Below are 21,699 nucleotides of genomic sequence, written 5' to 3'. Positions count from 1 at the left end.
CTTTTTTTTGTCTGAAATCAGCCAACCTGCAGGGGCTGTTGACGGCTGACCTTTCCCTCTTACACCGCTTGAATTAATCTTTGCATGACGACCATGTTCCTATTCAGGTTACGCACATGAGTACCTACGGAAAACGCCTCAGAGAAGAGCGCCTGCGCCTTAATCTGACACAGCAGCAACTGGCGCTGGCCGGAGGCATCGGTCGCAACACGCAAAGCCTGTATGAGCGGGACCTGAGCTTGCCCCGAGCCGATTATCTGGCGTTGATCACCCTGCTCGGTATTGATGTGCTCTACATCCTGAACGGTCGCCACACCCTGTATCGCCCCCCCTCTGCCACTGTGCCTGCTGGCAATGGACAGCTCACCAAAAACTGATCTTGAACTCAGCAACATGACCTTATTCAATCAGGAGTCTTGTGTGACCGAACCCGGAACAAATCATCAAAAAGCCCTTGATCGCTTTCTCGCCGAACACCCGGAGCTGGCCGCAGAACTTGAAACGTTAAACCCGTTGGCTGCCCGCGCTGTCGGCCAGTCGATGAAGGAGTATCGCCAGGAACGCTTGAACGAAGCCTTTGAGGCCGAGGCCGAGCGCCTGGGCTTTTTTGCCTGGGAACTGACCCTGCAATTGACCAGTGCAAATGCCGAAGAATTCGAGGCCCAGCGCCTTGAGGTTCACCGCGAAGTGGCGCAAATGGCGGGCATGGACTGGGCAGAATATTGCGAACTACATGGCCTTGAAGGGCGCTGATTTCATAGGTTCCACACGTCACCTGAAATACCGCAGCGCCTGCATCGCGAGCAAGCCCGCTCCCACAGGGGGGTTGCGGTGCGGCTACAGGATTTACGCAACATTCACTGCGCCACCCAGATACTCGAACACACCTTCTCCAGCAGCGCCTTGTTGTGGCTGAACACAATCAGCCCCAACTCACGATGCCTGGCCTCTTCCAGCAAGACGTGCCAGACCTGGGCCTGAATGTGCGGGTCCAGTTGGGCAGTGACTTCGTCAGCAATCAGGTAGCGGGTGCGCGGATCAAGGGCCCTGAGCAAGGCGATACGCGCCAGTTCGCCGCCCGACAACTCATCCGGACGCCGCGTCAGCCAGCCGGGATTTACGGCCAGGCGCGCCAGCCAGGCAGCGTCCGGCGACCAGGCATCGCGCAGGCTTTCGCCCGTGGTGCGATAAGGATTGAAGGTCTGCTCGGGATGTTGCGGCACTAACTGGACCGGGCAATAACCCTTTTGCGACAGGGGCTTGCCATCCACAGTGACCCGGCCCGACGTTGCCGACTGCCATTGCGCCAGCACCCGGCCCAAGGTGGTTTTCCCATAGCCGCTGGGCGCCGAGATGCCCTGACGCTCTCCCGGCCGGACGTGAAACGACACCGAATCCCAAAGCCGGCGACCGTCCTGCACGATACTCAGTTGCTGGACTTCAAGCATATTCAGGCACCCTGCGCGCCAGGAACTGCTGCTCGGGCAACGCCGCCCACAGCGACTGCAACCAAGGACTGCCACCGTTCTCCCGTAGCTCTGTCGCACTCAGGGTTTCGTGCAGTTCGCCCTGGTGCAATACGGCGATCCTGTCAGCAAAACGTGCCGCCAGCGCCAGATCATGGGTAACCCACAATATGCCGCGCCCCTGCAGGCAAAAACCCTTGAGCTGAGTCAGCAACTGGCAGGCATGCTCGTCATCCAGCCACGAGGTGATCTCGTCAGCGAGGATATAACGCGTATGGGTCAGGGCCGCGCAACTGGCCAGCACGCGCTTGGCCATCCCGCCCGACAGAGTCCGTGGAAACTCATCCACCAACTCCGGCTGCAAGTTGTAGTGCTTGAGTTGCTCAGCCACATCCCCCATTCCCAGCCTGGCTCCGCTCAAGCGTGCGGCACGCATCAATTGCGGCCCGACCTTGATCAGCGGATTCAAGGCGCTGACACCCTGGGGCACATAACACACCGTTTTACCGCGCTGATCGACCTTGCCGGCATCACCCAGTACCTGCCCGTCGAGCACTATGTCACCGCGACAGCGCATGTTTTCGGGCAGCAAGCCTAGGGTGCTTTGCAACAGCAGGCTTTTACCCTCACCGCTGGAACCCACCAGCGCCACCAGCTCGCCGGGATGAACCTCAAGGGAGATATTGCTTAGCAATGGATGCCAGGTTTTGTGGCCCAGCCAGTGGTAATGAGCAACATCGATCGAAAACTGGTCGAATTTGAGCATCAGGTAATCCTTATCCAGAGCTGCTGCAATGCCCGTGCAAATTGGTCAAACACCAACACCAGACTCACCAGGATCAAACCCGGAAAAAACGCCAGCCACCAGGCGCCACTGCTCAAATACCTCAGCGCATCGGCCAGCAACAGGCCAAGGGACGGGTCATGGGGTGCCAGGCCAAAGCCCAGAAAGCTCAACGCCGCTGAATGCAAAACCGCGTGGGGGAACATCAACAAGGTCCCGATGATCCACTGTGGCAACAGCAAGGGCAGCAAGTGATGGCGCCAGCGGTAGAAGTTGCTGTTGCCCAGGCGGTGCGAGAGCATCACGAAATCCGTCTCACGGATACGCAGGATCTCGCCACGCAGGATCAATGCCAGCCGCGGCCAGTGGGTCAGGGCCACCGCCAGGATCACCCCCTGCTTGCCACCGCCCAGGGTGAAACAAATCAGCACCAGCAACAGTAAATGCGGCAACGCCAGCATGCTGTCGATAAGGCCGCGAATCAGGTAATCCAGGGTTTTGTTCAGCGCACACAAACTGGCGGCCAGCATGGCCAGAAAACCACTGCTGAAGGCCGCGGTCAGGCCGATCTGCAGGCTGGTGGTCATCCCCTGAAAGCACCGTAGCCAGAGATCGCGCCCCAGGCTGTCGGTACCAAACCAGTACTCGGCCGACGGTGGCAGACGCCGCGCCAGCAGGTCCATGGAGACATCGACATTGATGATCGAAATGCCATAGGCGATCAACACCAGCAAGATCAATAGCGAGAGGCAGAGCCTGAGCAAGGCGCGATTCGGATCGTACGTCATGACTGGCGCGCCGCCCCACGGTTGAGGCGCAATAACAGCGCGTTGGCAATGCTGTTGCCGGTAAAGACCAGCACCGCGCAAAACATCACAATCCCCATCAACAACGGAATATCACCGCGCAACCCTGCATCAATCGTGGCCTGCCCCAGGCCTGGATAAGCGAATACTTTTTCAGCCAGCAACGAGCCCCCGATCAACTCCCCCACGGATGCAAATTGCAGACACACGGCAGGGGTCAGGGCATGGCGCACGATATGGAAGTTGATCAACGGCCAGCCCTTATCGCCCTGGGCACGGGCATACCGTATGAACTCGCTGTTCATCACCTCGGCCACCCGCGAGCGGGTATGCAGGGCGATATTGCCTACGCCCAGCATGCCAAGCGCCAGCATGGGCAGAATCAAGTGCTTGAGCTTGTCGCCCCAGGTGGCGGTTTCGGCATTACTGCCAGGGGTCCAGGCGCAGCAGATCGGCGCCCAGTTGAGGGTTACGGCAAACAACGACAGGAGCAACAGACCAATCCAGAAGGTCGGCAGGGAGGCGAGCACATAGGACAGGGTCGAAATCAGCCGGTCAGGCCAACGGTTCAAGTAGCGCCCTGCCGTCAGGCCCAGGACCATGCCGACGATGCCGGAAAACACCCAGGCCGAGAACAGCAGGGCGAATGAGGTCGCAAAGCGCTCGCCGATCACCTGCGAGACCGGCGCGTTATAGAGCATCGAGTAGCCAAAATCCCCTTGCAGCATTTGGCCGAACCAGCGCAAGAAGCGCTCCCACAACGGCAGGTCGAGCCCCCAGCGCGCGGCAATCAACGGGTATTGCTCGGGCGGCACGTGCAGCAAGTCGTTGCCTATATAGGCGCGTATCGGGTCCACCGGAGAAAAGCTGAGCAACGCAAAAGTGCCCGCTGCTGTCACCAGCAGCAAGCCCATCAAACGCACAACGAAGAGCGAGAGCCCGCGTATCACTTGCAGGTCCATTTCCAGCCATCGATGCTGTTGAGCAGCGACCAGGACCCGTGGATTTCCGGCGCGCCTTTGCCCAAATCCACACACTCATCGGCCAGATAAGTGTGTTGCACGTTCAGTAGCCAGGCCCAGGCCGCGTCGCCTTTGACGCCAACGCCGGTCTTGCCATCCCACTCCACTTGCTGCCAGAACGGCACCGCCTGCTGCCAGGTCGGCGCATCCAGTGCTTGCTGGAGATGCTGATCGACTGCCGGATTCTTGTAATAGCCGGGGTTGTAGTACTCGACGCCCGCCGCCTGGCTGCTGTAGTGGTGGTAAAGCTCCATCGGGTCAAGACTGCCCCAGCCAAAGAGCGTCGGGTTGGCGTGCATATTGCGCTCGACGGTCTCCCAACTGCCGGACTTCAGGTCCACGTCGATACCCACGGGTTTGAGCATCGAACGCACGGCCTGGGCCAGGTCACGACGGGTGGCATCGCCACTGGCGTACCACAGGGTGATTTTGGCCGGCTGGCCATTTTTCTCACGGACACCGCTGGCGGTTTCTACCCAACCGGCCTGATCCAGAATCTGCTTGGCCTTGGCGATATCGCCGTCCTTGAAGGCCGCATCCGGGTTAGCCCACGGCAAGCCCTGGACGCCGGAATACGCCGGCACAGCATGCCCTTCGAGAATCTGATCGGCGAGCAGTTGACGATCGATTGCATAGTTGATGGCTTTGCGGATGGCGACATCTGCCGTCACATCATTGCCAATGGGATAACCGTGGGCATCTTTTTTACCCGAGGCGATGGTCGGCATCACAATGCCACGGTTTTCAACGCTGGGGCGCACCCACAGTTTCATGCCGGGTGCCGGAGTCACTGCCAGCGAAGGGGCAATGCGCACAATGCCCAACTGCTTGCTTTGGGCGGCAGCAAAAGCGCTGTCTTCATCAAGGAAAACAAACACCAGTTTATTGAAATCGTTCTTTTGCCCCGCGTAGAACGGGTTGGCCTCAACAATCAACTGCTGGCCCGGCTGATAACTGACCAGTCGATAGGGCCCTGCGCCAATCGGCTTTTGCGCGTAGGTTTTGGCATCGTATTTGTCCGCCGAAACAATACCCAGCGAGCCGAGCACATTGACGAAGGTGCTTTGCGGCGCCTTCAGCTCGATACGCACGGTGAGTGGGTCAACCGCCTCGGCCTTGAGAAAGTTACCCATGTCGACCTTGCCGCCACTGGCCGCCGCATTGTTGTAGGTGTAGGCCACATCCTTGGCTGTCAGGGGCGAGCCGTCAGAGAACTTGAGGTCGGGCTTGAGCTTCAGGGTCCAGGTCTTGCCATCGTCACTGGCCTGATAATCGCTTAGCAGAAAACTGCTCCAGGACAAGTCTTCGTTCTGCTTGAGCAACGGGCTGTGCAACAGCAAGTAACTGCCGTGGCTCCATCCCAACATAGGGTCAAAACCCTCGGTCGGCTCATCGCCAATGGCCAGTTGCAAGGTGCGGGCCTGCGACGAATAAGCCGGCACTGCCATTACACTCAGCAAAGCAGCCGCCACCAAGGTGTTACGCATCCATGCAGTCTTTGACATCAATCCTCCCGATCAGAAATAGGCTCGCCCAGACAGCCTGAAAAGCGGCTATGCGCACGTCATCGCGCCCAACAGTAATAGCAGTCTGACTCTAAATAGCCAGTTATCCATCTGATTTTTTAGGGTTTTTCCGGCCTGCTGGCATCACTTTGTAACAATTGCCCCAGGTCAGGTTCCAGCCGTGTGACTGTGCTATACCAATGGGGAAGATTATTCAGTCACGGTAAACAGACTCAACTGACAGAGGTTCGCATGTTCAAAGGATTAGCCGGTCACCTCAAAGATAAAAACGTCCACTCGATCAACGCCCTGCCGTCCAACAACATTGAACTGTTCGACTGCTATACCGGTTTGATCCTGGGCCATCTTTACCGCAACTTCCCCTTGCCGATCACCCTCACTGCAGAGAGCTTTATCGATTACAAAACCCTGGGCGACCGCGACCGCGAAGCCCTGGAAAAGGAAGAAAACCTGTTCCTGGCCACCGTCAAATGGCTGGCCGATATCGGCTACATCCACTTCGACGGCATGTCCGGCGTGGCGTTTTACGAAGTCGTACTGACCAACAGCGGGCTATTGATCTTGCGCGCCTACCCTGAAGGCACCGACTGCGCCCCGACCCTTGGCGAGAAACTGGCGCAGTGCATCAAGGACGAAAACACCGCTGACCTCAGAGCACTGGTGACGCAAGCGCTCAGCTTGGGAGTGCGGATGATCAGCCCGATGAGTCGGTCGGGGATTTAAGCCAGATTTGACGAGTACTTGGCCACAAGGGTAGTGGCCAAGCACGCGTAGACCGCCGCTAATCATCCATTCACCACCCTGCGCCCTCCCACTCGCCACCCCAATTGAATCCCGGCAGCAGCGACCAGAATCGCGCCAACTCCGATCCATTGCAGAAGTTCCAGGCGATGGCCAAAGGCAAACCAGTCCACAAATATCGCGGCGATGGGATAGATAAAGCTCAGGGCTCCGATCAATGCCGTGGGCAGTTTCTGGATTGCGCCGTAGAGAAGTACGTACATAAGCCCGGTGTGGACGACGCCCAGCGTCAGCAATGTGCTCCAAGCCTGTGTGCCCGTGGGCAGTTCCGTGAAGTTGGCCATCGGTGCCAGCAGCAGGACTCCGGTGCTGACCTGGATCAAGGCGATCAGGTGCGGGGGCACGCCTCGCAGACGCTTGATGATCAATACGGCCACGGCATACATCAACGCCGCACTCAACGCCAGGGCAATCCCCAGCAAGTATTGCGTTCCGCTCTCCCCTTGCCCGTGATGGGCGCTGACGATGGCCAGCATTCCGGCGAAAGACACCCCAAGCCAGGCCAGTTTCTGCAGGGTGATTTTTTCGCCGAGAAACAACGCCGCCAGACCAAGCAAAATGAACGGCTGGACGTTGTAAACAGCAGTGCCAATGGCGATGGAGGCCCGTGAGTAGGAGGCAAACAACAGCACCCAATTGGCGACGATGGCTACCCCGCTCAACACAATTAGTAGAAAACTATGACGATTCAATATGCCGGGACGCAGGAAACCCATCAGCGCACAAATCACCAGCAACGTTGCCGCACCGAATACACAGCGCCAGAACACGACGTCCAGTACCGCTTGCCCGGAGAGCAGGACCAGCCAGCCGATGGTGCCGGAAATCAGCATGGCAGCGACCATTTCCAGCGAACCGCGCTGCGTTGTTTTGTCCATGTTTGCCTCCTTCAAAGTAGGAAACCAGTATGGCAATCTCGACGCACGCAGCTCCATAATCCAGAAAAGGCAAATCAACCTGTTTGCCTTTAGTGTTGAGGCATTCTGCTGGTTTTGCCTAAGGAGCAAAAAATGAACGACGAGATAGATCAGCTATTGATCAGCGCCTTGATGGAAGACTCCCGCTGCTCCCTTAAAACCCTTGCCAGCATCAGCGGCCTGTCGTCACCCAGTGTTGCGCAGCGAATACACAAGCTGGAGGAGCGCAAAGTCATCACCGGTTATACCGTGAACGTTGATCCCAAGGCCTTCGGCTATCAGCTCCAGGCCATCATCCGCATTCGACCGCTACCCGGCCAGTTGCAGGAGGTGGAGCGCCAGATCCAGAACACCCCTCAGTTCACTGAATGCGACAAGGTCACGGGGGATGACTGTTTTATCGCGCGTTTGCATGTGCGTTCAATCGAGCAGTTGGACAGTCTGCTCGATGGCCTGAATGCCTATGCCGAAACCAATACGTCAATTATCAAGAAAAGCCCGGTCAAACGCCGCTTGCCGCCCATGGCGTGAACTTCCCGGTTGAGGCCCTGCCCGCCCTAAGCATGGGCTTGAACCACCCATTTCACTTTGGCCAGGCCCTCTCGCAGTGAATTCATGTCTACCGAGCCCAGCGCCAGCCGGATCGCATGGGGCACATGAGTTGAGGTGGCAAACGGCTGGGCGGTTGAGACCGATACCTGCTCACGCAGCAACGCTGCAACCACCTGATCCGCCCTGGCGTCCTCCGACAGGGGTAGCCAGACAAAGTAGGAAGATGGATGACGAATTGTATGCAGCCCGGCCAGTAGTTCATCAGCGATAAGCTGCCTTGCTTGTGCGTCCTTGCGCTTTTGCGCCTCCAGGCGGCTTACGGTGCCATCGTCAAGCCAGGCGCTGGTGATTGCGGTCATCACGCCGGGGGCATTCCAGGCGGTCACCCTGATGATTCGCTCCAGTACACCGACTTTTTTTGCGGGCGCAACGATAAATCCAACCCGCAGGCCCGCCGCCACACTTTTGGAAAACCCGGAAACGTAGACCGTCCTTTCAGGTGCCAGCTCGGCCAGGGGCGTAGGTGGGTTTTCGACTAAAAAAGCGTAGGCAGCGTCTTCAATGATATGCAGATCATGCTTGCGAGCGATCGCTACCAACTGCTCGCGCTGCTCAAGGCCCATCACCCAGCCCAACGGGTTATGCAAGGTGGGCATGCTGTAGATCGCGCGCACCGAGCGGCTGCAGCAGAGCTTTGCAAGGGTATCCAGATCGGGCCCGTTTTCTGTTGTCGGTATCGGCAGTATTTCAAGATGCAGGGCAAGGGCCAGTGCCTTGAAGCCCGGATAAGTCAACCCGTCGACTGCGATGACATCCCCAGGTTGTAGCAAGGCCATCAGGACGACGGTCAATCCGTGTTGCGCGCCATTGACGATCAGCACCTGTTCGGCAGGTACGTTCAGGCCGCTCATGGCCAGATGCCGCGCCACCGACGCCCGCTCATGCAGACGCCCGCCATGGGGCTGGTAGCGCAGCAACGACTCAAGATCACCGGATAACGCAAGCTGACGCAGCGCGGTGCGCAGCATATCGGCCTGGCCCGGCAATGAGGGGTAGTTGTAGTTGAGGTCCAGCATCCCGGCAGTCACATCGGGCTGGTCAATGCCGTGGCCGGGTGGCAGCGAGGTTTCCCTGACGAACGTGCCACGCCCGGTTTCGCCACTGACCAGCCCCATGGCCTCAAGCTCGGCATACACCCGGCTGGCCGTAACCAGCGCCAGGCCTTCACTGGCCGCCAACTGGCGGTGCGTAGGCAGCCGCGTGCCTGGAGGCAAACGCCCTGAGCGAATATCAACTGCAAACGCGTCGACCAGCGACTTGTACCGGGATCGAGACATCGAACTTGTATCCATGACAATATTTTGATTGTCATTAATCATCAGCCCTAGGATGTGCTGCATGCAATCCCGCGATTAGCCGTGAGCGTGAGACTCGATGGAACGTACCTCCAAGCTGCAAAACCCCAGTGCTGAAAAAAACCTGAGCGGCTGGATCAACGGGTTTATTGGCGTGGTCATTTTCAGTGCTTCACTGCCCGCGACCAAGGTGGCGGTGCAGGCGTTTGATCCGGTGTTTCTGACCCTGGCCCGCGCCAGCATTGCCGGTGTGATTGCGTTGGCCATTCTGGGGTTGCTCAAGGCACGGCGGCCGCAACGAAGCCATCTGGTCCCGCTGTTACTCGTGGCAACCGGCGTTGTCGTCGGCTTTCCCTTGTTGACCGCACTGGCTTTGCAGCATGTGACGTCGGCCCACACCATTGTTTTTCTCGGCCTGCTACCTCTCTCCACGGCAGCCTTCGCCGTCGTCCGCGGCGGGGAGAGTCCAAGGCCTGCGTTCTGGGTTTTTTCTATCCTGGGCAGTGCGTTCGTGGTGGCTTATGCCCTGTCCCAGGGCCTGACAGCGGCTCCTGAAGGCGACATCCTGATGCTCCTGGCCGTCCTGATCTGTGGCCTGGGTTATGCCGAAGGCGCAAAACTGTCCCGCACGCTGGGCGGCTGGCAGGTGATTTCATGGGCGCTGGTGCTGTCGCTGCCCATCATGGCTCCACTGGCATGGCTGTGCGCCCCGTCTTCATTCGCCGGCATCAGCCCCCCGGCCTGGTTTGGCCTGGCTTACATCTCGGTATTCAGCATGCTAATCGGCTTCATATTCTGGTACCGCGGACTGGCCCAGGGCGGGATCGCAGCGGTTGGGCAACTACAGCTCCTGCAGCCCTTTTTCGGGTTGGCACTGGCGGCCACGTTGCTGCACGAGAGCGTCAGCATGGGCATGTTTGGCGTCACCGCGGCGGTGATTCTGTGCGTGGCAGGTGCCAAAAAGTTTGCCCGGTAGCCTGTAGCACACGGCGTTAATCCGCGGATCAGTCGGTGCTGACTATGCCGATGACACTTTTGGAGCGAATCACCTCAACCGCTGCCTCGATAATCACGACTTACTGATGACAGGTCGAGGTTCAGCATGACGAGCGTATCCACAGAGCAGGTCAGCCCGAAAACGCTGAGAAAAGTAATCGCCGCCGCCACCATCGGTAATTTCGTCGAATGGTTCGACTTCGCCGTGTATGGTTTTCTGGCCACGACCATCGCCCAGCAGTTTTTCCCCAGTGGCGATACCAGTGCCGCGCTGCTCAAGACGTTTGCGGTGTTTGCCGTGGCCTTCGCATTCAGGCCACTGGGAGGGATTTTCTTCGGCATGCTGGGTGACAGAATCGGGCGCAAGCGCACACTCGCCATGACCATTCTGCTGATGGCCGGGGCTACGACCTTGATCGGAGTGCTGCCCACTTATGCCGCTATCGGGGTTGCAGCGCCGATTCTTCTGACCCTGATCCGTTGCGCCCAAGGGTTTTCTGCAGGGGGCGAATATGCGGGAGCCTGCGCCTACCTGATGGAGCACGCGCCCAACGATAAAAGGGCCTGGTACGGCAGCTTTCTTCCCGTGTCGACATTTTCCGCTTTTGCCGCCGCGGCCGTGGTGGCCTACGCACTTGAGGCCTCATTATCGGCCGAGGCCATGGGCAGCTGGGGCTGGCGCCTGCCGTTCCTGATTGCCGCCCCCCTGGGCCTGGTGGGGCTTTACATGCGCTGGAGACTGGACGAAACACCGGCGTTCCAGGCGGTGACCGAGGAACTTGAGATTGCCCACTCCCCTCTCAAGGAAACCTTGCGCAACCATGGCTCGGCCATCTGCTGCCTGGGGGCCTTTGTGTCGCTGACGGCGCTGTCTTTTTACATGTTCACCACCTACTTCGCGACCTACCTGCAAGTGGCAGGAGGGTTGAGTCGCGCCACCGCCTTGCTGGTGTCGCTGATAGCGCTGATCTTCGCCGCTGCAATATGCCCGCTGGCCGGGCTCTATTCGGACCGGGTCGGGCGTCGGGCTACAGTGGTGACGGCATGCGTGCTGCTGATCGTCGCGGTGTACCCGTCGTTCATGATGGCCAGCTCCGGAGGGTTCACAGCGTCCATCATCGGGGTGATGCTCCTGGCCATAGGTGCGGTGTTGTGTGGCGTGGTCACCGCCGCGTTGCTCTCGGAAACCTTCCCGACACGCACTCGCTACACCGCGTCGGCAATCACCTACAACATGGCCTACACCCTCTTCGGTGGCACGGCTCCGCTGGTAGCCACATGGCTGATCAGCTCCACGGGCAGCAATCTGTCGCCTGCGTTTTACCTGATGGCAGTGGCACTGCTGGCTCTGGCCGGCGGCCTGGCATTACCCGAGACCTCGCGGATTTCACTGCATGATGTTGCCACGCCGGAAAAAGGGAGCGCGGCGGCAGCAACGGTCTGAAGGATTGGAAGAACAGGACTGAGAAGGGATGGCGCCGAGCCTGGGCTCGGCGCCAGCAAGATCAGGACACGGCGTCCAGGGCGGCTTTTTGCGCCTTGGCAATGGAACGACCACGCACCCAGTTGAAACAGATGGCGAGGATCAGGGCGAAACCGACGTAGCCCAGCAGCGGGTAGACAGTGCCTACCAACTTGCTGAAGCCGCCCAGGCTCAGGCCTAGCCCCACGCACACCGTCACTGCACTGATCATTTTGAAGCGACTCGTTTCAGGCTTGGAGAAACGTGCGCTGAACGCAAAGAACATCCCCACCGCCGTGCTGTAGACCATACATACCAGCGCCACCGACATCACCACCGAAAGGATTGGCGAGATGCGCCCCGCCAGTGCCAGGGATGGCATTTCAATGCCCTGCAACTGGTTGATGTTGGCAAACAGGCCGATATTCAACAGCAGGATCAGCGCGCCCAGCCCCAGGCCGCCGAGTACGCCGCCGAGTGCAGCAGCCTTGGGCTGCTTCGTCATGCCGCCAATCACAGCCAGCATCGGGAAGCCAACGGCGATATTGAACGATGCGTACAACAATGCGCCGACAAACCAGTTGCCAGTGACCGTCTCATTGTTTTCGCGGGCCACTGCATCGAGGGTCTCGATCGGGGCGTTGTAGCTGAAAATCGAGTAGGTGGTGATGATCAACACCATCGCCAGCAGGAAAGGCATCACCGCGCTGATCAAATCAATGATTCGTTTGACGTTCATGCACAGGGTAGCGATCACCAGTACAGCCATCAGTGCACCGCCAAACAATGGAGACAGGTCGTATTGCTGGGCAAAGATCGAACCGCTACCTGCCAGCATCACCACTCCGACGCCGTACAGGAAGAAGGACAGCACGACATCAACAACCCACCCCAGACGAGCGCCAAACAGGATGTAGAGAACTTCTTTGTGGGAGTTCGCTTGCATCTTCGAACTCAATCGAGCGATCTGCATGCCGAGGAATGCGAACATCAAACCGCTCACCAGAGTGCCTACGATGCCTATCAACCCATAGCCGGTGAAAAACTGTAGCACCTCCTGCCCGGAAGCGAAGCCACCGCCAATGACGACAGACATGTATGCAAGAGCAATCTGGACCGACTGTTTATTCATTACACTTTTCTCATTCTTAGACTTATTAGGTGCACGGGAAAAGTGAGGCCATTAATGCCCTATCCTTTCCGCAGAGCGACTATCTCCATGGCAGCTCAAAAAAACATCGTGCTTTTTCGAACGGTGCAGGTACGCAGACGCCGAGCGCAGTATAGGAAGTGTTGAGCAGTTATTTTCACCATATAAGTCACAAAATACGGAGCAAAATCCGCAAAAACCATGAACTGACAGCACATAAATACAGAACATGGCGAAAATGACCGCAAAAACACTCGAAACATTATGAAACAAGTATGCTTTTACAAATCAAACACTTAGCCAATTTCGACAAAAAACCCCAGGCGCGCACTCTCGCAGCGTGAGGCCTAAGGCCTGCCATCCCTCGAATCAAGCCACGTGAAAAAATACGCGTCATTTACTGAGCGTTCCTTGCAAAAATAACTGACAATTGTCGTTACAGAACGCCGCTCCATAGCGTCCATCAACGCCCGTGTGGAACAGCACTTACACGCCGAGTAGAAGACATGAACCGTCGCAAGAAAATAACGCAGCTATTGAAGGCTCACGCCAAGAAAGCCAGTGCCAAGCTGGCACCGAAAAACAAGGTCAAGTACATCAGCAAAGCTGACCGGCTGAAGCTGGCTGCCGAGACCAGCCAGGACCCGATCACCTCATCCGAAAGCTGACGGATTTCAAACGCTGATTCTGCCAAGCGCCCATAGGGATCAGTTGCGCCAATGAATCAAGCGCTGCAGCCAGGATGAATTGACAGAGAAAGCATCACGCAATTGCTTGGCAGTGATCGTTCGATCTGCCACATCGAAAGCCAGCGCCGTTCGCAGGGCTGACCAGCAGTGTTTCGGCATGTTCTCAGGCGCTTGCAGCTCGCGCTCCAGATGCTGATTGCGGGCGTGATTCGAGGGCACTCGGCGAAAAGGGTGCTTGCCCTGCGCCAGCTCGTAGATCACGCAGGCCACGCCGTACACATCGGCACTGGCCGACAGCGCTTGGCCCTCAAGCAGTTCCGGGGCCGCATAGCCCGGCGTCCAGCCATTGAAGCGCTCGCGGCTCAAGTGCGGCAGACCGGGAAGGATGCCCTTCTGCGCCTGGCCGAGTCCGAAGTCAAACAACCGCACGCCTTCTTCGCTAAGCATCACGTTGCTCGGCTTCATATCACCATGCAGCACGCCGCGGGCATGGGAGTAGGCCAATGCATCGAGCAACGGCAGCACGATGTCGTGCAACTCCTTCCACGGCAGGCCCAGAGGGCGATCGCAGAGCAAGTTATCCAGGGTCAGGCCACGCATGAATTCCATGGTGACAAATGCTCGTTGGCAGTCCGTGTCCACTTCAAAGGTGTACAAACGCAGTACGTTGTCGTGGCGCAGGCACCGGGTCAGGGCGAACTCGTTGTAGAGCAGCGCGCTGGCGTCCGGCGACTCGGCAAATTCTTCGCTGAGCACTTTCAGCGCGACGTAAGGGTCGGGATCGCCGAACTGTTCTCTCAGCAAGTCCCGTGCACGGTAAACAGCGCCCATACCGCCGGCACCGAGCAGACGCTCGATGCGGTAACGGCCTGCCAGCACCTCGGGTAGTTCACCGGTACTGGTCTTGGTTGGCGCCAGCGCAGCGTCAGCGTTGTACGATTTCGCGAACGCAAAGCAGGTCAGCCTGCTGCCCTGCTCTTCGCTCTCCAGCAGGTCGCTGATCGGTTGCATGTGTTCCGTCATTGGCGGATCACTACAGCTGTCAGGTTGTCCCGAGCCGAGCCCCGCAATGCGCCGTCAAACAATCGCTCCAGCGCAACTTGCGGGGCGGTGAGGCTCAAGGCATTGCCGAGTGCATCGCTGCCGAGTCCTTGATACAACCCATCGCTGCAGAGCAAAAACGCATCGCCGGGATACACCTCCAGTTCCAGCACATCCAGAGTCAGTTGCTCGGCAGCGCCTACAGCGCGGGTCAGAGCATGAGCTGCCGGATGGTCCTTGGCCTGCTCGACGCTCATGTGTTGCTCGTCGATCAGTTGCTGTTGCAGCGAATGGTCTTTGGACAGCTGATATAAACGCTGGCCACGCCACAGGTAGCAGCGGCTATCACCGGCCCAGATGCAGGCCGCGCGACTGCCTTCTACCAACAGCGCCACCACGGTGCTGCCCATGATGCTGTCGTGACACCCAGCGGTGACCGTCAACTCCTGACTCAATCGGCGGTTGAGCCAGTGCAGGCACTGGCGAATACCTTTGAGTCTTTCATCGAAATCATCCAGCACCGGCAATTGCGCCAGGCTGTCGACGATCAACTGGCTGGCGATATTGCCTTTCTGATGCCCCCCCATGCCGTCCGCAACCACCCACAACCCTTGCTGCGCAGCGTCCAGGAAAGCATCTTCGTTGCGCGCCCGAACCTTGCCTGCATCGGTGCGCGCAGCGCTGCGCCAGGGACTGGCCACCGGCAGACCACGAAGCGCAGTGATCTGCTCGTTATTGCGCTCAGGAATCGCGTCGATGGGCAGCCACAACAGCGTGCGATTGAGGCGCAGCGCACGCACGTCGGTCGCCTTCTGTTTGAGCCACCAGGCGCATAACGGTCGTGCATTTTCCTGCTGGACACGCAAGGCCTTGTGGGCGTCTTTCTCGTTGTCGATCGGCGCACCGGGAGTGAACAACTGCGTGGCGGCCTGCTTGACCTGGGCCACAGCAGCGCCGACCAGACCGGGTTCCGGCTGGTTGTCAGCAGCACGCTGAACCAGGTTTTTTAAACGGCGGGAGATTGGCAGAAACAACGGGGCGTCGTCGCCCAAATGTTCGGAGCAGGCTGCATCCAGGCCTTCCAGGTGCTCCACCAGCCGGCGAAACAGCGGCAGTTGCTCTTTGATCGCGATGTTTTCGTTCAGCACCTGCTCAAGGCGTGGCACCAACCAACTGAGGGCCGCTGCGCGGGTGCGAGCCTTGCTTGGATGAATCTCAGCCCAATGGTTCTCACACAAGTGTTGCAAAAACCCCAGGCCAGCCAACAGCCCCTGGAAGGATTCGCGCTGGTACAAGCCCCAGGTCAGCCAGGCACCCACTCGCAAATCCTTGGACTGGGTACGTAATAGGGTTTCGCTGTTTTCACAGATTTTCAGCCAGTCAATCTGACCGCTTTCGTGCATGGATTGGGCTTTACTCAGCTCGCTTTCCAACCCTTCATACTCGCTGGAAAAACGAACGTCCTCGCCCGAAAAACCCTCTTCGGAAATTGAGGTTTTCGCGAGTTCAAGATAGTGAGCCGAAAGTTTACTGGAGTAGGACATCCATGACCTTAATTTAAGAATTCCGCGACACATCCAAAGAACTGTAAGGGGCGGAGGAAAAACGGAAAATTTTAGATACTTAGTTCCGAGCGAGCTCTATTCATGAGTAAGCGACGCAACCTTCAGGAGTTCACACTCCAACGATTTATACCGAGCCTCCGCATTGATGCTTAAAGATTTACCTGTCGAGCATAAAGAATGAAATATAAGAATCCCTCATAGGAAAATTTTTTTCATACCCTTACAGCGCCGCAAGAATAAATAAAGCGAGAGAACCATACACTCATCTCACGAATAGGCATGTAGGACTATTCCTAAAAGCAGCAAAGAAGATTCCTGAGTGATTGATTTTTGCGGATGCTGTAACCGCGCAATATCACCTTGCTGTACATGCGCCAAAAGTTGCGCACCTATATGTGGACAACCCTGTGGATAGATCTCTGCGAAGTGCAAACTTAGCCGCCCACAGGCAAGTGCGCAAGAAGTTGCACAGCACTGCGCAACTTCTTGCGCACTTTATTGAGAACTTTCGCACCAAACGTTAGCTGAATTTTAGATTTTAAATTTAAATCATTGATAGATAATGGATTTATTTATTCTGGCATGAACTTTGATAGTTGCTTTGGCGTCTGCAGTGCAATTAAGCCTGTGGACTCCTCTATTTTTCAGCAAGGAAAGCATTCATGGCTACGCCAGCATATATGTCTATCACGGGCACCAAACAAGGTCTGATCACCGCCGGCGCTTTCACCGCTGACTCGGTCGGCAACACCTACCAGGAAGGTCATGAAGACCAGGTCATGGTTCAGGGTTTCAGTCACGAAGTGATCATTCCTCGCGATCCGCAATCGGGTCAACCGACCGGTCAACGCGTTCACAAACCGGTCAAGATCACCAAGGTCTTCGACAAATCTTCGCCGCTGCTGCTGGCTGCACTGACATCCGGCGAGCGCCTGACTGAAATCACTATCGAGTGGTATCGCACTTCGTCGGCAGGCACTCAAGAGCACTACTTCACCACCAAACTTGAAGACGCGATCATCGTCGACATCAAGGACTACATGCATAACTGCCAGGACCCGTCGAATTCGCACTTCACCCATTTGGAAGACGTTGAGTTCACCTATCGAAAAATCACCTGGACTCACGAAGTGTCCGGCACTTCCGGTTCTGATGACTGGCGCACCCCAGTCGCAGGCTGACACTGACTCGCTGTTTCGCGGCATCAATCTCTTTGGCGGTTGATGCCGTTTATTGCGTCCAGGTTGGGCGTCGCGTTGTGTCTCATCTCTCCGCTAAGGACAAGCATATGTTCGCGCCCGTCAATACTGCGCAATTCACGTTACTGATCCCCTCTGTTCGCAACGACTTCAAGGTCCTGGCCTTTGATGGCACTGAAGCCATCAGCCGCTTGTATGCGATCCACATCGAACTGGTCAGCGAGTACCCCGATTTCGATCTGGAGAGCCTGCTCTGTCAGCCCGCCTTTCTTCAGTTTGGCCTCAATGGTGAAGGCATTCATGGCCATATCGAAGAGGTCTTCGTAGGCGAGTCCGGTCGCCGCCTCACCCGTTATCAATTAACCCTCGTGCCTGCCCTGCACTACGTGCAGTTCAGCCACAACCAACGGATTTTCCAGCACCTGACGGTGCCGCAGATCGTGGCCCAGGTCCTTAAAGGCCACGGCATCCAGGCCGATGCGTACACCTTCCACGTCAACACCAGCCCGGAACGCGAGTACTGCACCCAATACGGGGAAAACGACTTCGAGTTCATCCAGCGGTTATGCAGTGAAGATGGCATTTCATGGCACCACCAGCACAGCCAGGATGGCCACCTTCTGGTATTCACCGACGATCAGACCTATTTCCCAAAACTGGGGGGTACGCCCTACCTGCAAGGCTCCGGTCTGGTGGCGGATCACCCGGTCGTCAGCCAGTTCTCGATGCGTTACAGCACCCGAACAAGCACCACCACACGCCGGGGCTATGACTTAAAACGCCCAAGCCTGTTGCTGCAAAGCCACTTCACCGCCGAGTTCAGCCCTGCGCTCGAAGACTACCGTTACCCGGCGCTGATCGAAAATGAAAAGCTCGGCAGACACATTGCCCGGCAAGCCCTGGAGCGGCACCGCACCGACTACCAGTTAGCCGAGGGCAAAAGCGACCAGCCAACTCTGCGCAGCGGTCACTTCTTCGACCTGACCGAACACCCCCGAACAGCCTGCAACGACTTATGGCTGTTGCTCAGCGTGACGCACACAGGCAAGCAACCTCAGGCGCTGGAGGAAGCGATCACCCACGACGTTAACCCCGAAGACGGTTTCACCCAGGGTTACCGCAACACCTTCAGTGCGATCCCCTGGGACGTGTTCTACCGCCCCCCTTTGGTCACGCGCAAATCCGTATTGGTCAGCCAGACGGCCCGCGTTACGGGGCCTGTAGGGGAAGAGATTTTTTGCGATGAATACGGCCGGGTCAAAGTCGAGTTCCATTGGGACCGCGCCGAACTGGGCAGCGACAAGAGCAGTTGCTGGCTGCGGGTGTCATCCAGCTGGGCGGGGGAAGGTTTCGGTGCGGTGACTATACCGCGCATCGGCATGGAAGTCGTCGTGACGTATCTGGAGGGCAATCCCGACCATCCGCTGATTACCGGTTGCGTCCCCAACAAGGTCACGCCGGTGCCCTACCCCTTGCCCGCGCACAAGACCAAAACGGTACTGCGTAGCCACAGCTCACCCGCCAATGGCGGCTACAACGAACTGTCGATTGAAGACCGGGCCGGTCAGGAGTTGATCCACCTGCGGGCGCAGCGCGACATCGAACAGGTGGTCCTCAACGACAGCGACACCCACATCGGTAACGACCGCCGCGAGCACATCACCCGGGACAGCCACAGCCTGATCAGCAACGACCGCTTTGAGCAGGTGGACAACAACAGCTCCAGCCTGATCAAGGGTGACGAACTGCACACCACCCAAGGCCTGCGTAACACGGTGATCGGTGGCAACGAACTGATCAGCATCACCGGCAACAGCAGCACGACGGCCGACGGCACCCTGGTGATTCAGGCCGGGGCACACGCCCATGTCACTGCGGCCCATGTGGTGATCAATGCCGGCATGAGCCTGACGCTTCAGGCCGGTGGTCAACACATCCTCATCACCGCAGGCGGCATTTTCAGCAGCGTGGACATTGTTCAGGGGGGCGCGCCCGTGGCGGGTGTTCCTTCGCTGCAAGCCGCCCAGGCGCTGGCCAGCGCACCGCAATCGATTATCGCTAGTCCGCTGTCCATCTTGGCCGCCGTCAAACAGAAAGCGGCGGACAAATGCCCACTGTGCGAGGCCTGTCGTGATGGTCTATGCAGCACTGGAGAACGTGCATGATTACCCTTGAACAATGGTTGCAAGAGCAAACCCGGCAGGGACGACACCTTTACCTGGTACTGGATTCAGATGGCCAACTTGACGAGCGCAATGGGTTGGTCAGTGAACTGGGCGTCGATCACTACCGCAATCTGTACAGGGGAACACCTGCTGATTCATTGGCGAACGTTGCTCCCTGCCTCTTCCGGTTGGACACGGTTGAGCATCCGACCCTTCAGGCCCTGCTCAAGACACCGGACCGTCATTGGGGCTGGCTTGCCAGCGCCGCAAGCGCTGACCTCGATGCGTTGACCGCCCATTGGCAGAAGCGTCTGGTGACCGGTGAGCGGCCGAACCAAGCACTTTATCGCTTTCACGATAACCGCGTACTGGGGCGTGCACTGGCCTACCTGCAACCCGAGCAGCGTGCGGACTACCTCGGCCTCATGACCAGCGTGTGTTATTGGCAGGCTGAGCAGTGGACTGTTACCGACAACCCTGATCCCGGTATTCATCCCCTGCCCACAGACCCCGCCTGGTGCCATATCCCTACGCCTGACGAAACCTTCATGGGCATACAGTTCGACAATACGCGCCGTTACCTGGTCCGCGAGCACTTCGACACGCTGCTCGATCTGGCCCGAGAACAAGACATTGATGCCTGGCTACGGGGCCAGCTCGACCTGGCGCACACCTGGGGCTGGCAGGAACCCGACAGCATTCATTTTTTGCTGATGCAAAACTTGCAGGCGTCGGATTACACCCCACCCAAAAACTGGCTACCCCGGCCAAACGAAACCCCGGCGATGCACTTTGACCGGGTTTATCAGCAAGCGCTGTATTGGCAGGGAGATGGCCCCGTATGAAACGCGTTATTCACCGTTTAATTCTTGGCAGTTGCCTGGCCCTGACTGGCGGCTGCTCAGCCACAGGAAAGTCCGACACTTTTACCCTTACTGCCGACATGCCACCGGGTTTTGCCTATGTCGCGAAAGTGACCTACGTACCTGTCCCCGGTCAATCTTGCAACCTGGGCAGGTATAACAATGTGAAACAGCAGTTCAACCGCGAATGGTGGGCTGAATACAGGCCCGATGTAGAGATTGAAATACATAGCACCCGCAAAGGCTGTGAGTTGGTGCTGAATGGCATAGACCTTGAGATCAATGGGGTATACGGCAAAGATTTTGGTGACTCCGGCGGAGATTCCGGGTTTATCGCGGTGCGCGATTATCTCGACGCTCACCACAAGGGCACCTTCAATGCGGCTGGCGAAAGCGAGTTCTTCGGTCAGTGCCAATGGCTGTTCCGCACATCGGGCAGTTTGCGTCGCATTGTAAAAATCCTCTTCTGCAAAAACACCGATGCCCAGGGCAATGTCACCAAAGGTCGTCCGTTCGCCGCGTACACCCTTGATCAGCTACCAGGCAAAACCGTGAAACTGAAAATCAAGTTGGCCGATGAGGAAAGACCTTACATGAAGGACACCTGAGTCAAGGTGCCCGGTGGATGGAAACGCTGTATGGGAGACAATTTTGAAGACCAATATGCCTTTTGCTATGGCAATTACAAAGACTTCAGCACCTTCCGCATGCCGGATGGCCGCGACACCTGCACCATTTACCCCGGTTGTACCGAAAACAAGGAGGTGACCCCATGATCCCTGCACTGCCAGAACGTGACAGGTCATCCATGGATGGCACAATTCACGCTTGCCCTTTACGGGAACACTCGACCAGTTTTCAGTTAGTGGACGAGTTCGGTGATGGACAACCTTATGCCGGGCTGACCTATCAGATCATCGACTACGAAGACATTATCTACACCGGCAAGCTGGATGTGACAGGCTCCGGGAAAGTGGAAAACCACTACTGCGGCCCTGTGGTGCTGACGCTGAATCAGCCCTATCAGGGACGCGAGAAAACCTACACAGTTTTAAGTGGAAGAGATCACTACCCCCTACCCATCACCGAACTACAGGTGCGAGCCGAGAAAACTCGCTTCTCCAATAAGTCCGGTCTTCGCACTCAATCCAATCCTGCACAAGACAAGACCAATGTGGGAGCCTTTTATCAGGTAGAGGTACGAGAACTCGTAGAGCACGGCGCACACCTGCCGCCGTTGTCCGCACGCCATTTCCCTCCCAACTTCCATGTCTTTAAGCTGTTTCGACCGCTACCGGTCAAAGGAAGTGCTGGTTACAAACCTGAGCTAGCAAACCGTT

At 57.5% G+C, this 21,699-nt stretch carries 20 protein-coding genes and 3 pseudogenes; 12 read left to right on the top strand and 11 right to left on the bottom strand.

The genetic code is table 11. The features are described 5' to 3' along the window. The first annotated feature begins 116 nt into the window (after positions 1-116). Both AACY07_RS13415 and AACY07_RS13410 read left to right on the top strand, forming a co-directional pair. Positions 117-377 (top strand): helix-turn-helix domain-containing protein, encoded by a 261-nt coding sequence (locus AACY07_RS13415; protein ID WP_339475193.1) that lies wholly within the window; start codon positions 117-119, stop codon positions 375-377. A gap of 43 nt (positions 378-420) precedes the next feature. Beyond that, on the top strand, positions 421-753 hold the full coding sequence (locus AACY07_RS13410; RefSeq protein WP_133076121.1) for a DUF6388 family protein: 333 nt from the start codon (positions 421-423) through the stop codon (positions 751-753). Between the two features lie 104 nt (positions 754-857). Here the strand turns inward: AACY07_RS13410 and AACY07_RS13405 are convergent, their stop codons facing one another. Genes AACY07_RS13405 through AACY07_RS13385 form a run of 5 tightly spaced genes read right to left on the bottom strand, consistent with a single transcriptional unit; the run spans position 858 to position 5,583 of the window. After that, the gene (locus AACY07_RS13405) at positions 858-1,448 is read right to left on the bottom strand and encodes an ATP-binding cassette domain-containing protein (RefSeq protein ID WP_339475192.1); all 591 of its coding nucleotides are present in this window, start codon (positions 1,446-1,448) and stop codon (positions 858-860) included. Then, complete coding sequence (locus AACY07_RS13400; RefSeq protein ID WP_339475189.1) at positions 1,441-2,232, bottom strand: ATP-binding cassette domain-containing protein; 792 nt, start codon at positions 2,230-2,232, stop codon at positions 1,441-1,443. Before AACY07_RS13400 ends, AACY07_RS13405 begins: the two co-directional genes overlap by 8 nt. Further along, on the bottom strand, positions 2,232-3,038 hold the full coding sequence (locus AACY07_RS13395; protein WP_133076117.1) for an ABC transporter permease: 807 nt from the start codon (positions 3,036-3,038) through the stop codon (positions 2,232-2,234). Before AACY07_RS13395 ends, AACY07_RS13400 begins: the two co-directional genes overlap by 1 nt. Continuing rightward, a complete protein-coding gene (locus AACY07_RS13390; protein WP_339475186.1) occupies positions 3,035-4,018 on the bottom strand; it encodes an ABC transporter permease in 984 nt (327 codons plus the stop codon). Before AACY07_RS13390 ends, AACY07_RS13395 begins: the two co-directional genes overlap by 4 nt. Continuing rightward, a complete protein-coding gene (locus AACY07_RS13385) occupies positions 4,003-5,583 on the bottom strand; it encodes an ABC transporter substrate-binding protein (RefSeq protein WP_339475183.1) in 1,581 nt (526 codons plus the stop codon). The genes AACY07_RS13390 and AACY07_RS13385 overlap by 16 nt, the downstream gene beginning before the upstream one ends. Before the next feature lie 252 nt (positions 5,584-5,835). Between AACY07_RS13385 and AACY07_RS13380 the strand changes: the two genes are divergently transcribed. Beyond that, the gene (locus AACY07_RS13380) at positions 5,836-6,327 is read left to right on the top strand and encodes a hypothetical protein (protein ID WP_133076113.1); all 492 of its coding nucleotides are present in this window, start codon (positions 5,836-5,838) and stop codon (positions 6,325-6,327) included. 62 nt (positions 6,328-6,389) lie between these two features. On the opposite strand, the gene AACY07_RS13375 is transcribed toward AACY07_RS13380, so the two are convergent. Then, positions 6,390-7,283 carry a DMT family transporter gene (locus AACY07_RS13375; protein ID WP_339475180.1) on the bottom strand — a complete coding sequence of 298 codons (894 nt, stop codon included), beginning with the start codon at positions 7,281-7,283 and terminating at the stop codon, positions 6,390-6,392. Positions 7,284-7,415: 132 nt separating this feature from the next. On the opposite strand from AACY07_RS13375, the gene AACY07_RS13370 reads away from it, so the two are divergent. Further along, entirely contained in the window at positions 7,416-7,853 is a 438-nt protein-coding gene (locus AACY07_RS13370; RefSeq protein ID WP_133076111.1) for an Lrp/AsnC family transcriptional regulator, read from the top strand. A 26-nt stretch (positions 7,854-7,879) separates the two neighbouring features. Here the strand turns inward: AACY07_RS13370 and AACY07_RS13365 are convergent, their stop codons facing one another. After that, positions 7,880-9,211 (bottom strand): aminotransferase-like domain-containing protein, encoded by a 1,332-nt coding sequence (locus AACY07_RS13365; RefSeq protein ID WP_339475177.1) that lies wholly within the window; start codon positions 9,209-9,211, stop codon positions 7,880-7,882. A gap of 97 nt (positions 9,212-9,308) precedes the next feature. Between AACY07_RS13365 and AACY07_RS13360 the strand changes: the two genes are divergently transcribed. Together AACY07_RS13360 and AACY07_RS13355 are read left to right on the top strand one after the other, a co-directional pair. Continuing rightward, on the top strand, positions 9,309-10,205 hold the full coding sequence (locus tag AACY07_RS13360) for a DMT family transporter (protein ID WP_339475174.1): 897 nt from the start codon (positions 9,309-9,311) through the stop codon (positions 10,203-10,205). A 126-nt stretch (positions 10,206-10,331) separates the two neighbouring features. Continuing rightward, the gene (locus AACY07_RS13355) at positions 10,332-11,669 is read left to right on the top strand and encodes an MFS transporter (RefSeq protein ID WP_339475172.1); all 1,338 of its coding nucleotides are present in this window, start codon (positions 10,332-10,334) and stop codon (positions 11,667-11,669) included. A 61-nt stretch (positions 11,670-11,730) separates the two neighbouring features. Here the strand turns inward: AACY07_RS13355 and AACY07_RS13350 are convergent, their stop codons facing one another. Beyond that, positions 11,731-12,819: a YkvI family membrane protein gene (locus tag AACY07_RS13350; RefSeq protein WP_219261060.1), complete on the bottom strand. Its 1,089-nt coding sequence runs from the start codon at positions 12,817-12,819 to the stop codon at positions 11,731-11,733. A 524-nt stretch (positions 12,820-13,343) separates the two neighbouring features. On the opposite strand from AACY07_RS13350, the gene AACY07_RS13345 reads away from it, so the two are divergent. Further along, complete coding sequence (locus tag AACY07_RS13345; RefSeq protein ID WP_133076105.1) at positions 13,344-13,505, top strand: DUF2986 domain-containing protein; 162 nt, start codon at positions 13,344-13,346, stop codon at positions 13,503-13,505. Between the two features lie 39 nt (positions 13,506-13,544). Here the strand turns inward: AACY07_RS13345 and AACY07_RS13340 are convergent, their stop codons facing one another. The 3 genes and pseudogenes from AACY07_RS13340 to AACY07_RS13330 all read right to left on the bottom strand — a co-directional run. Beyond that, entirely contained in the window at positions 13,545-14,549 is a 1,005-nt protein-coding gene (locus tag AACY07_RS13340; RefSeq protein WP_339475170.1) for a serine/threonine-protein kinase, read from the bottom strand. Next, on the bottom strand, positions 14,546-15,274 hold the full coding sequence (locus AACY07_RS13335) for a PP2C family protein-serine/threonine phosphatase (protein WP_339475544.1): 729 nt from the start codon (positions 15,272-15,274) through the stop codon (positions 14,546-14,548). The genes AACY07_RS13340 and AACY07_RS13335 overlap by 4 nt, the downstream gene beginning before the upstream one ends. Beyond that, a pseudogene (locus AACY07_RS13330) lies at positions 15,269-16,111 on the bottom strand (type VI secretion system protein TssA); the annotation flags it as partial. The gene AACY07_RS13335 and the pseudogene AACY07_RS13330, both read right to left, overlap by 6 nt. Before the next feature lie 683 nt (positions 16,112-16,794). Here AACY07_RS13330 and AACY07_RS13325 point away from each other — a divergent pair. The 5 genes and pseudogenes from AACY07_RS13325 to AACY07_RS13305 all read left to right on the top strand — a co-directional run. Continuing rightward, positions 16,795-17,313, top strand: a complete 519-nt coding sequence (locus tag AACY07_RS13325; RefSeq protein WP_219261057.1) for an Hcp family type VI secretion system effector — start codon at positions 16,795-16,797, stop codon at positions 17,311-17,313. A 107-nt stretch (positions 17,314-17,420) separates the two neighbouring features. Then, complete coding sequence (gene tssI / locus AACY07_RS13320) at positions 17,421-19,496, top strand: type VI secretion system Vgr family protein (RefSeq protein WP_339475168.1); 2,076 nt, start codon at positions 17,421-17,423, stop codon at positions 19,494-19,496. After that, positions 19,493-20,341, top strand: coding sequence for a DUF4123 domain-containing protein (locus tag AACY07_RS13315; RefSeq protein WP_339475166.1), 849 nt, complete (start codon positions 19,493-19,495; stop codon positions 20,339-20,341). The genes tssI and AACY07_RS13315 overlap by 4 nt, the downstream gene beginning before the upstream one ends. Continuing rightward, positions 20,338-21,135, top strand: a pseudogene (locus tag AACY07_RS13310) (hypothetical protein). The gene AACY07_RS13315 and the pseudogene AACY07_RS13310 overlap by 4 nt, the downstream one beginning before the upstream one ends. Beyond that, positions 21,132-21,699, top strand: a pseudogene (locus AACY07_RS13305) (lipase family protein); the annotation flags it as partial. The pseudogenes AACY07_RS13310 and AACY07_RS13305, both read left to right, overlap by 4 nt.

Origin of the sequence: Pseudomonas sp. RL_5y_Pfl2_69, from assembly GCF_963970465.1 — a bacterium.
GTDB lineage: Bacteria > Pseudomonadota > Gammaproteobacteria > Pseudomonadales > Pseudomonadaceae > Aquipseudomonas.
This window is presented reverse-complemented; position numbering and strand designations above follow the sequence as displayed.

Bases quoted from the DNA above. Each gene is read 5' to 3' on its own strand.
- AACY07_RS13415 (WP_339475193.1), top strand. From the start codon at position 117: ATGAGTACCTACGGAAAACGCCTCAGAGAAGAGCGCCTGCGCCTTAAT.
- AACY07_RS13405 (WP_339475192.1), bottom strand. From the start codon at position 1,448: ATGCTTGAAGTCCAGCAACTGAGTATCGTGCAGGACGGTCGCCGGCTT.
- AACY07_RS13400 (WP_339475189.1), bottom strand. From the start codon at position 2,232: ATGCTCAAATTCGACCAGTTTTCGATCGATGTTGCTCATTACCACTGG.
- AACY07_RS13395 (WP_133076117.1), bottom strand. From the start codon at position 3,038: ATGACGTACGATCCGAATCGCGCCTTGCTCAGGCTCTGCCTCTCGCTA.
- AACY07_RS13390 (WP_339475186.1), bottom strand. From the start codon at position 4,018: ATGGACCTGCAAGTGATACGCGGGCTCTCGCTCTTCGTTGTGCGTTTG.
- AACY07_RS13385 (WP_339475183.1), bottom strand. From the start codon at position 5,583: ATGTCAAAGACTGCATGGATGCGTAACACCTTGGTGGCGGCTGCTTTG.
- AACY07_RS13380 (WP_133076113.1), top strand. From the start codon at position 5,836: ATGTTCAAAGGATTAGCCGGTCACCTCAAAGATAAAAACGTCCACTCG.
- AACY07_RS13375 (WP_339475180.1), bottom strand. From the start codon at position 7,283: ATGGACAAAACAACGCAGCGCGGTTCGCTGGAAATGGTCGCTGCCATG.
- AACY07_RS13370 (WP_133076111.1), top strand. From the start codon at position 7,416: ATGAACGACGAGATAGATCAGCTATTGATCAGCGCCTTGATGGAAGAC.
- AACY07_RS13365 (WP_339475177.1), bottom strand. From the start codon at position 9,211: ATGTCTCGATCCCGGTACAAGTCGCTGGTCGACGCGTTTGCAGTTGAT.
- AACY07_RS13360 (WP_339475174.1), top strand. From the start codon at position 9,309: ATGGAACGTACCTCCAAGCTGCAAAACCCCAGTGCTGAAAAAAACCTG.
- AACY07_RS13355 (WP_339475172.1), top strand. From the start codon at position 10,332: ATGACGAGCGTATCCACAGAGCAGGTCAGCCCGAAAACGCTGAGAAAA.
- AACY07_RS13350 (WP_219261060.1), bottom strand. From the start codon at position 12,819: ATGAATAAACAGTCGGTCCAGATTGCTCTTGCATACATGTCTGTCGTC.
- AACY07_RS13345 (WP_133076105.1), top strand. From the start codon at position 13,344: ATGAACCGTCGCAAGAAAATAACGCAGCTATTGAAGGCTCACGCCAAG.
- AACY07_RS13340 (WP_339475170.1), bottom strand. From the start codon at position 14,549: ATGACGGAACACATGCAACCGATCAGCGACCTGCTGGAGAGCGAAGAG.
- AACY07_RS13325 (WP_219261057.1), top strand. From the start codon at position 16,795: ATGGCTACGCCAGCATATATGTCTATCACGGGCACCAAACAAGGTCTG.
- tssI (WP_339475168.1), top strand. From the start codon at position 17,421: ATGTTCGCGCCCGTCAATACTGCGCAATTCACGTTACTGATCCCCTCT.
- AACY07_RS13315 (WP_339475166.1), top strand. From the start codon at position 19,493: ATGATTACCCTTGAACAATGGTTGCAAGAGCAAACCCGGCAGGGACGA.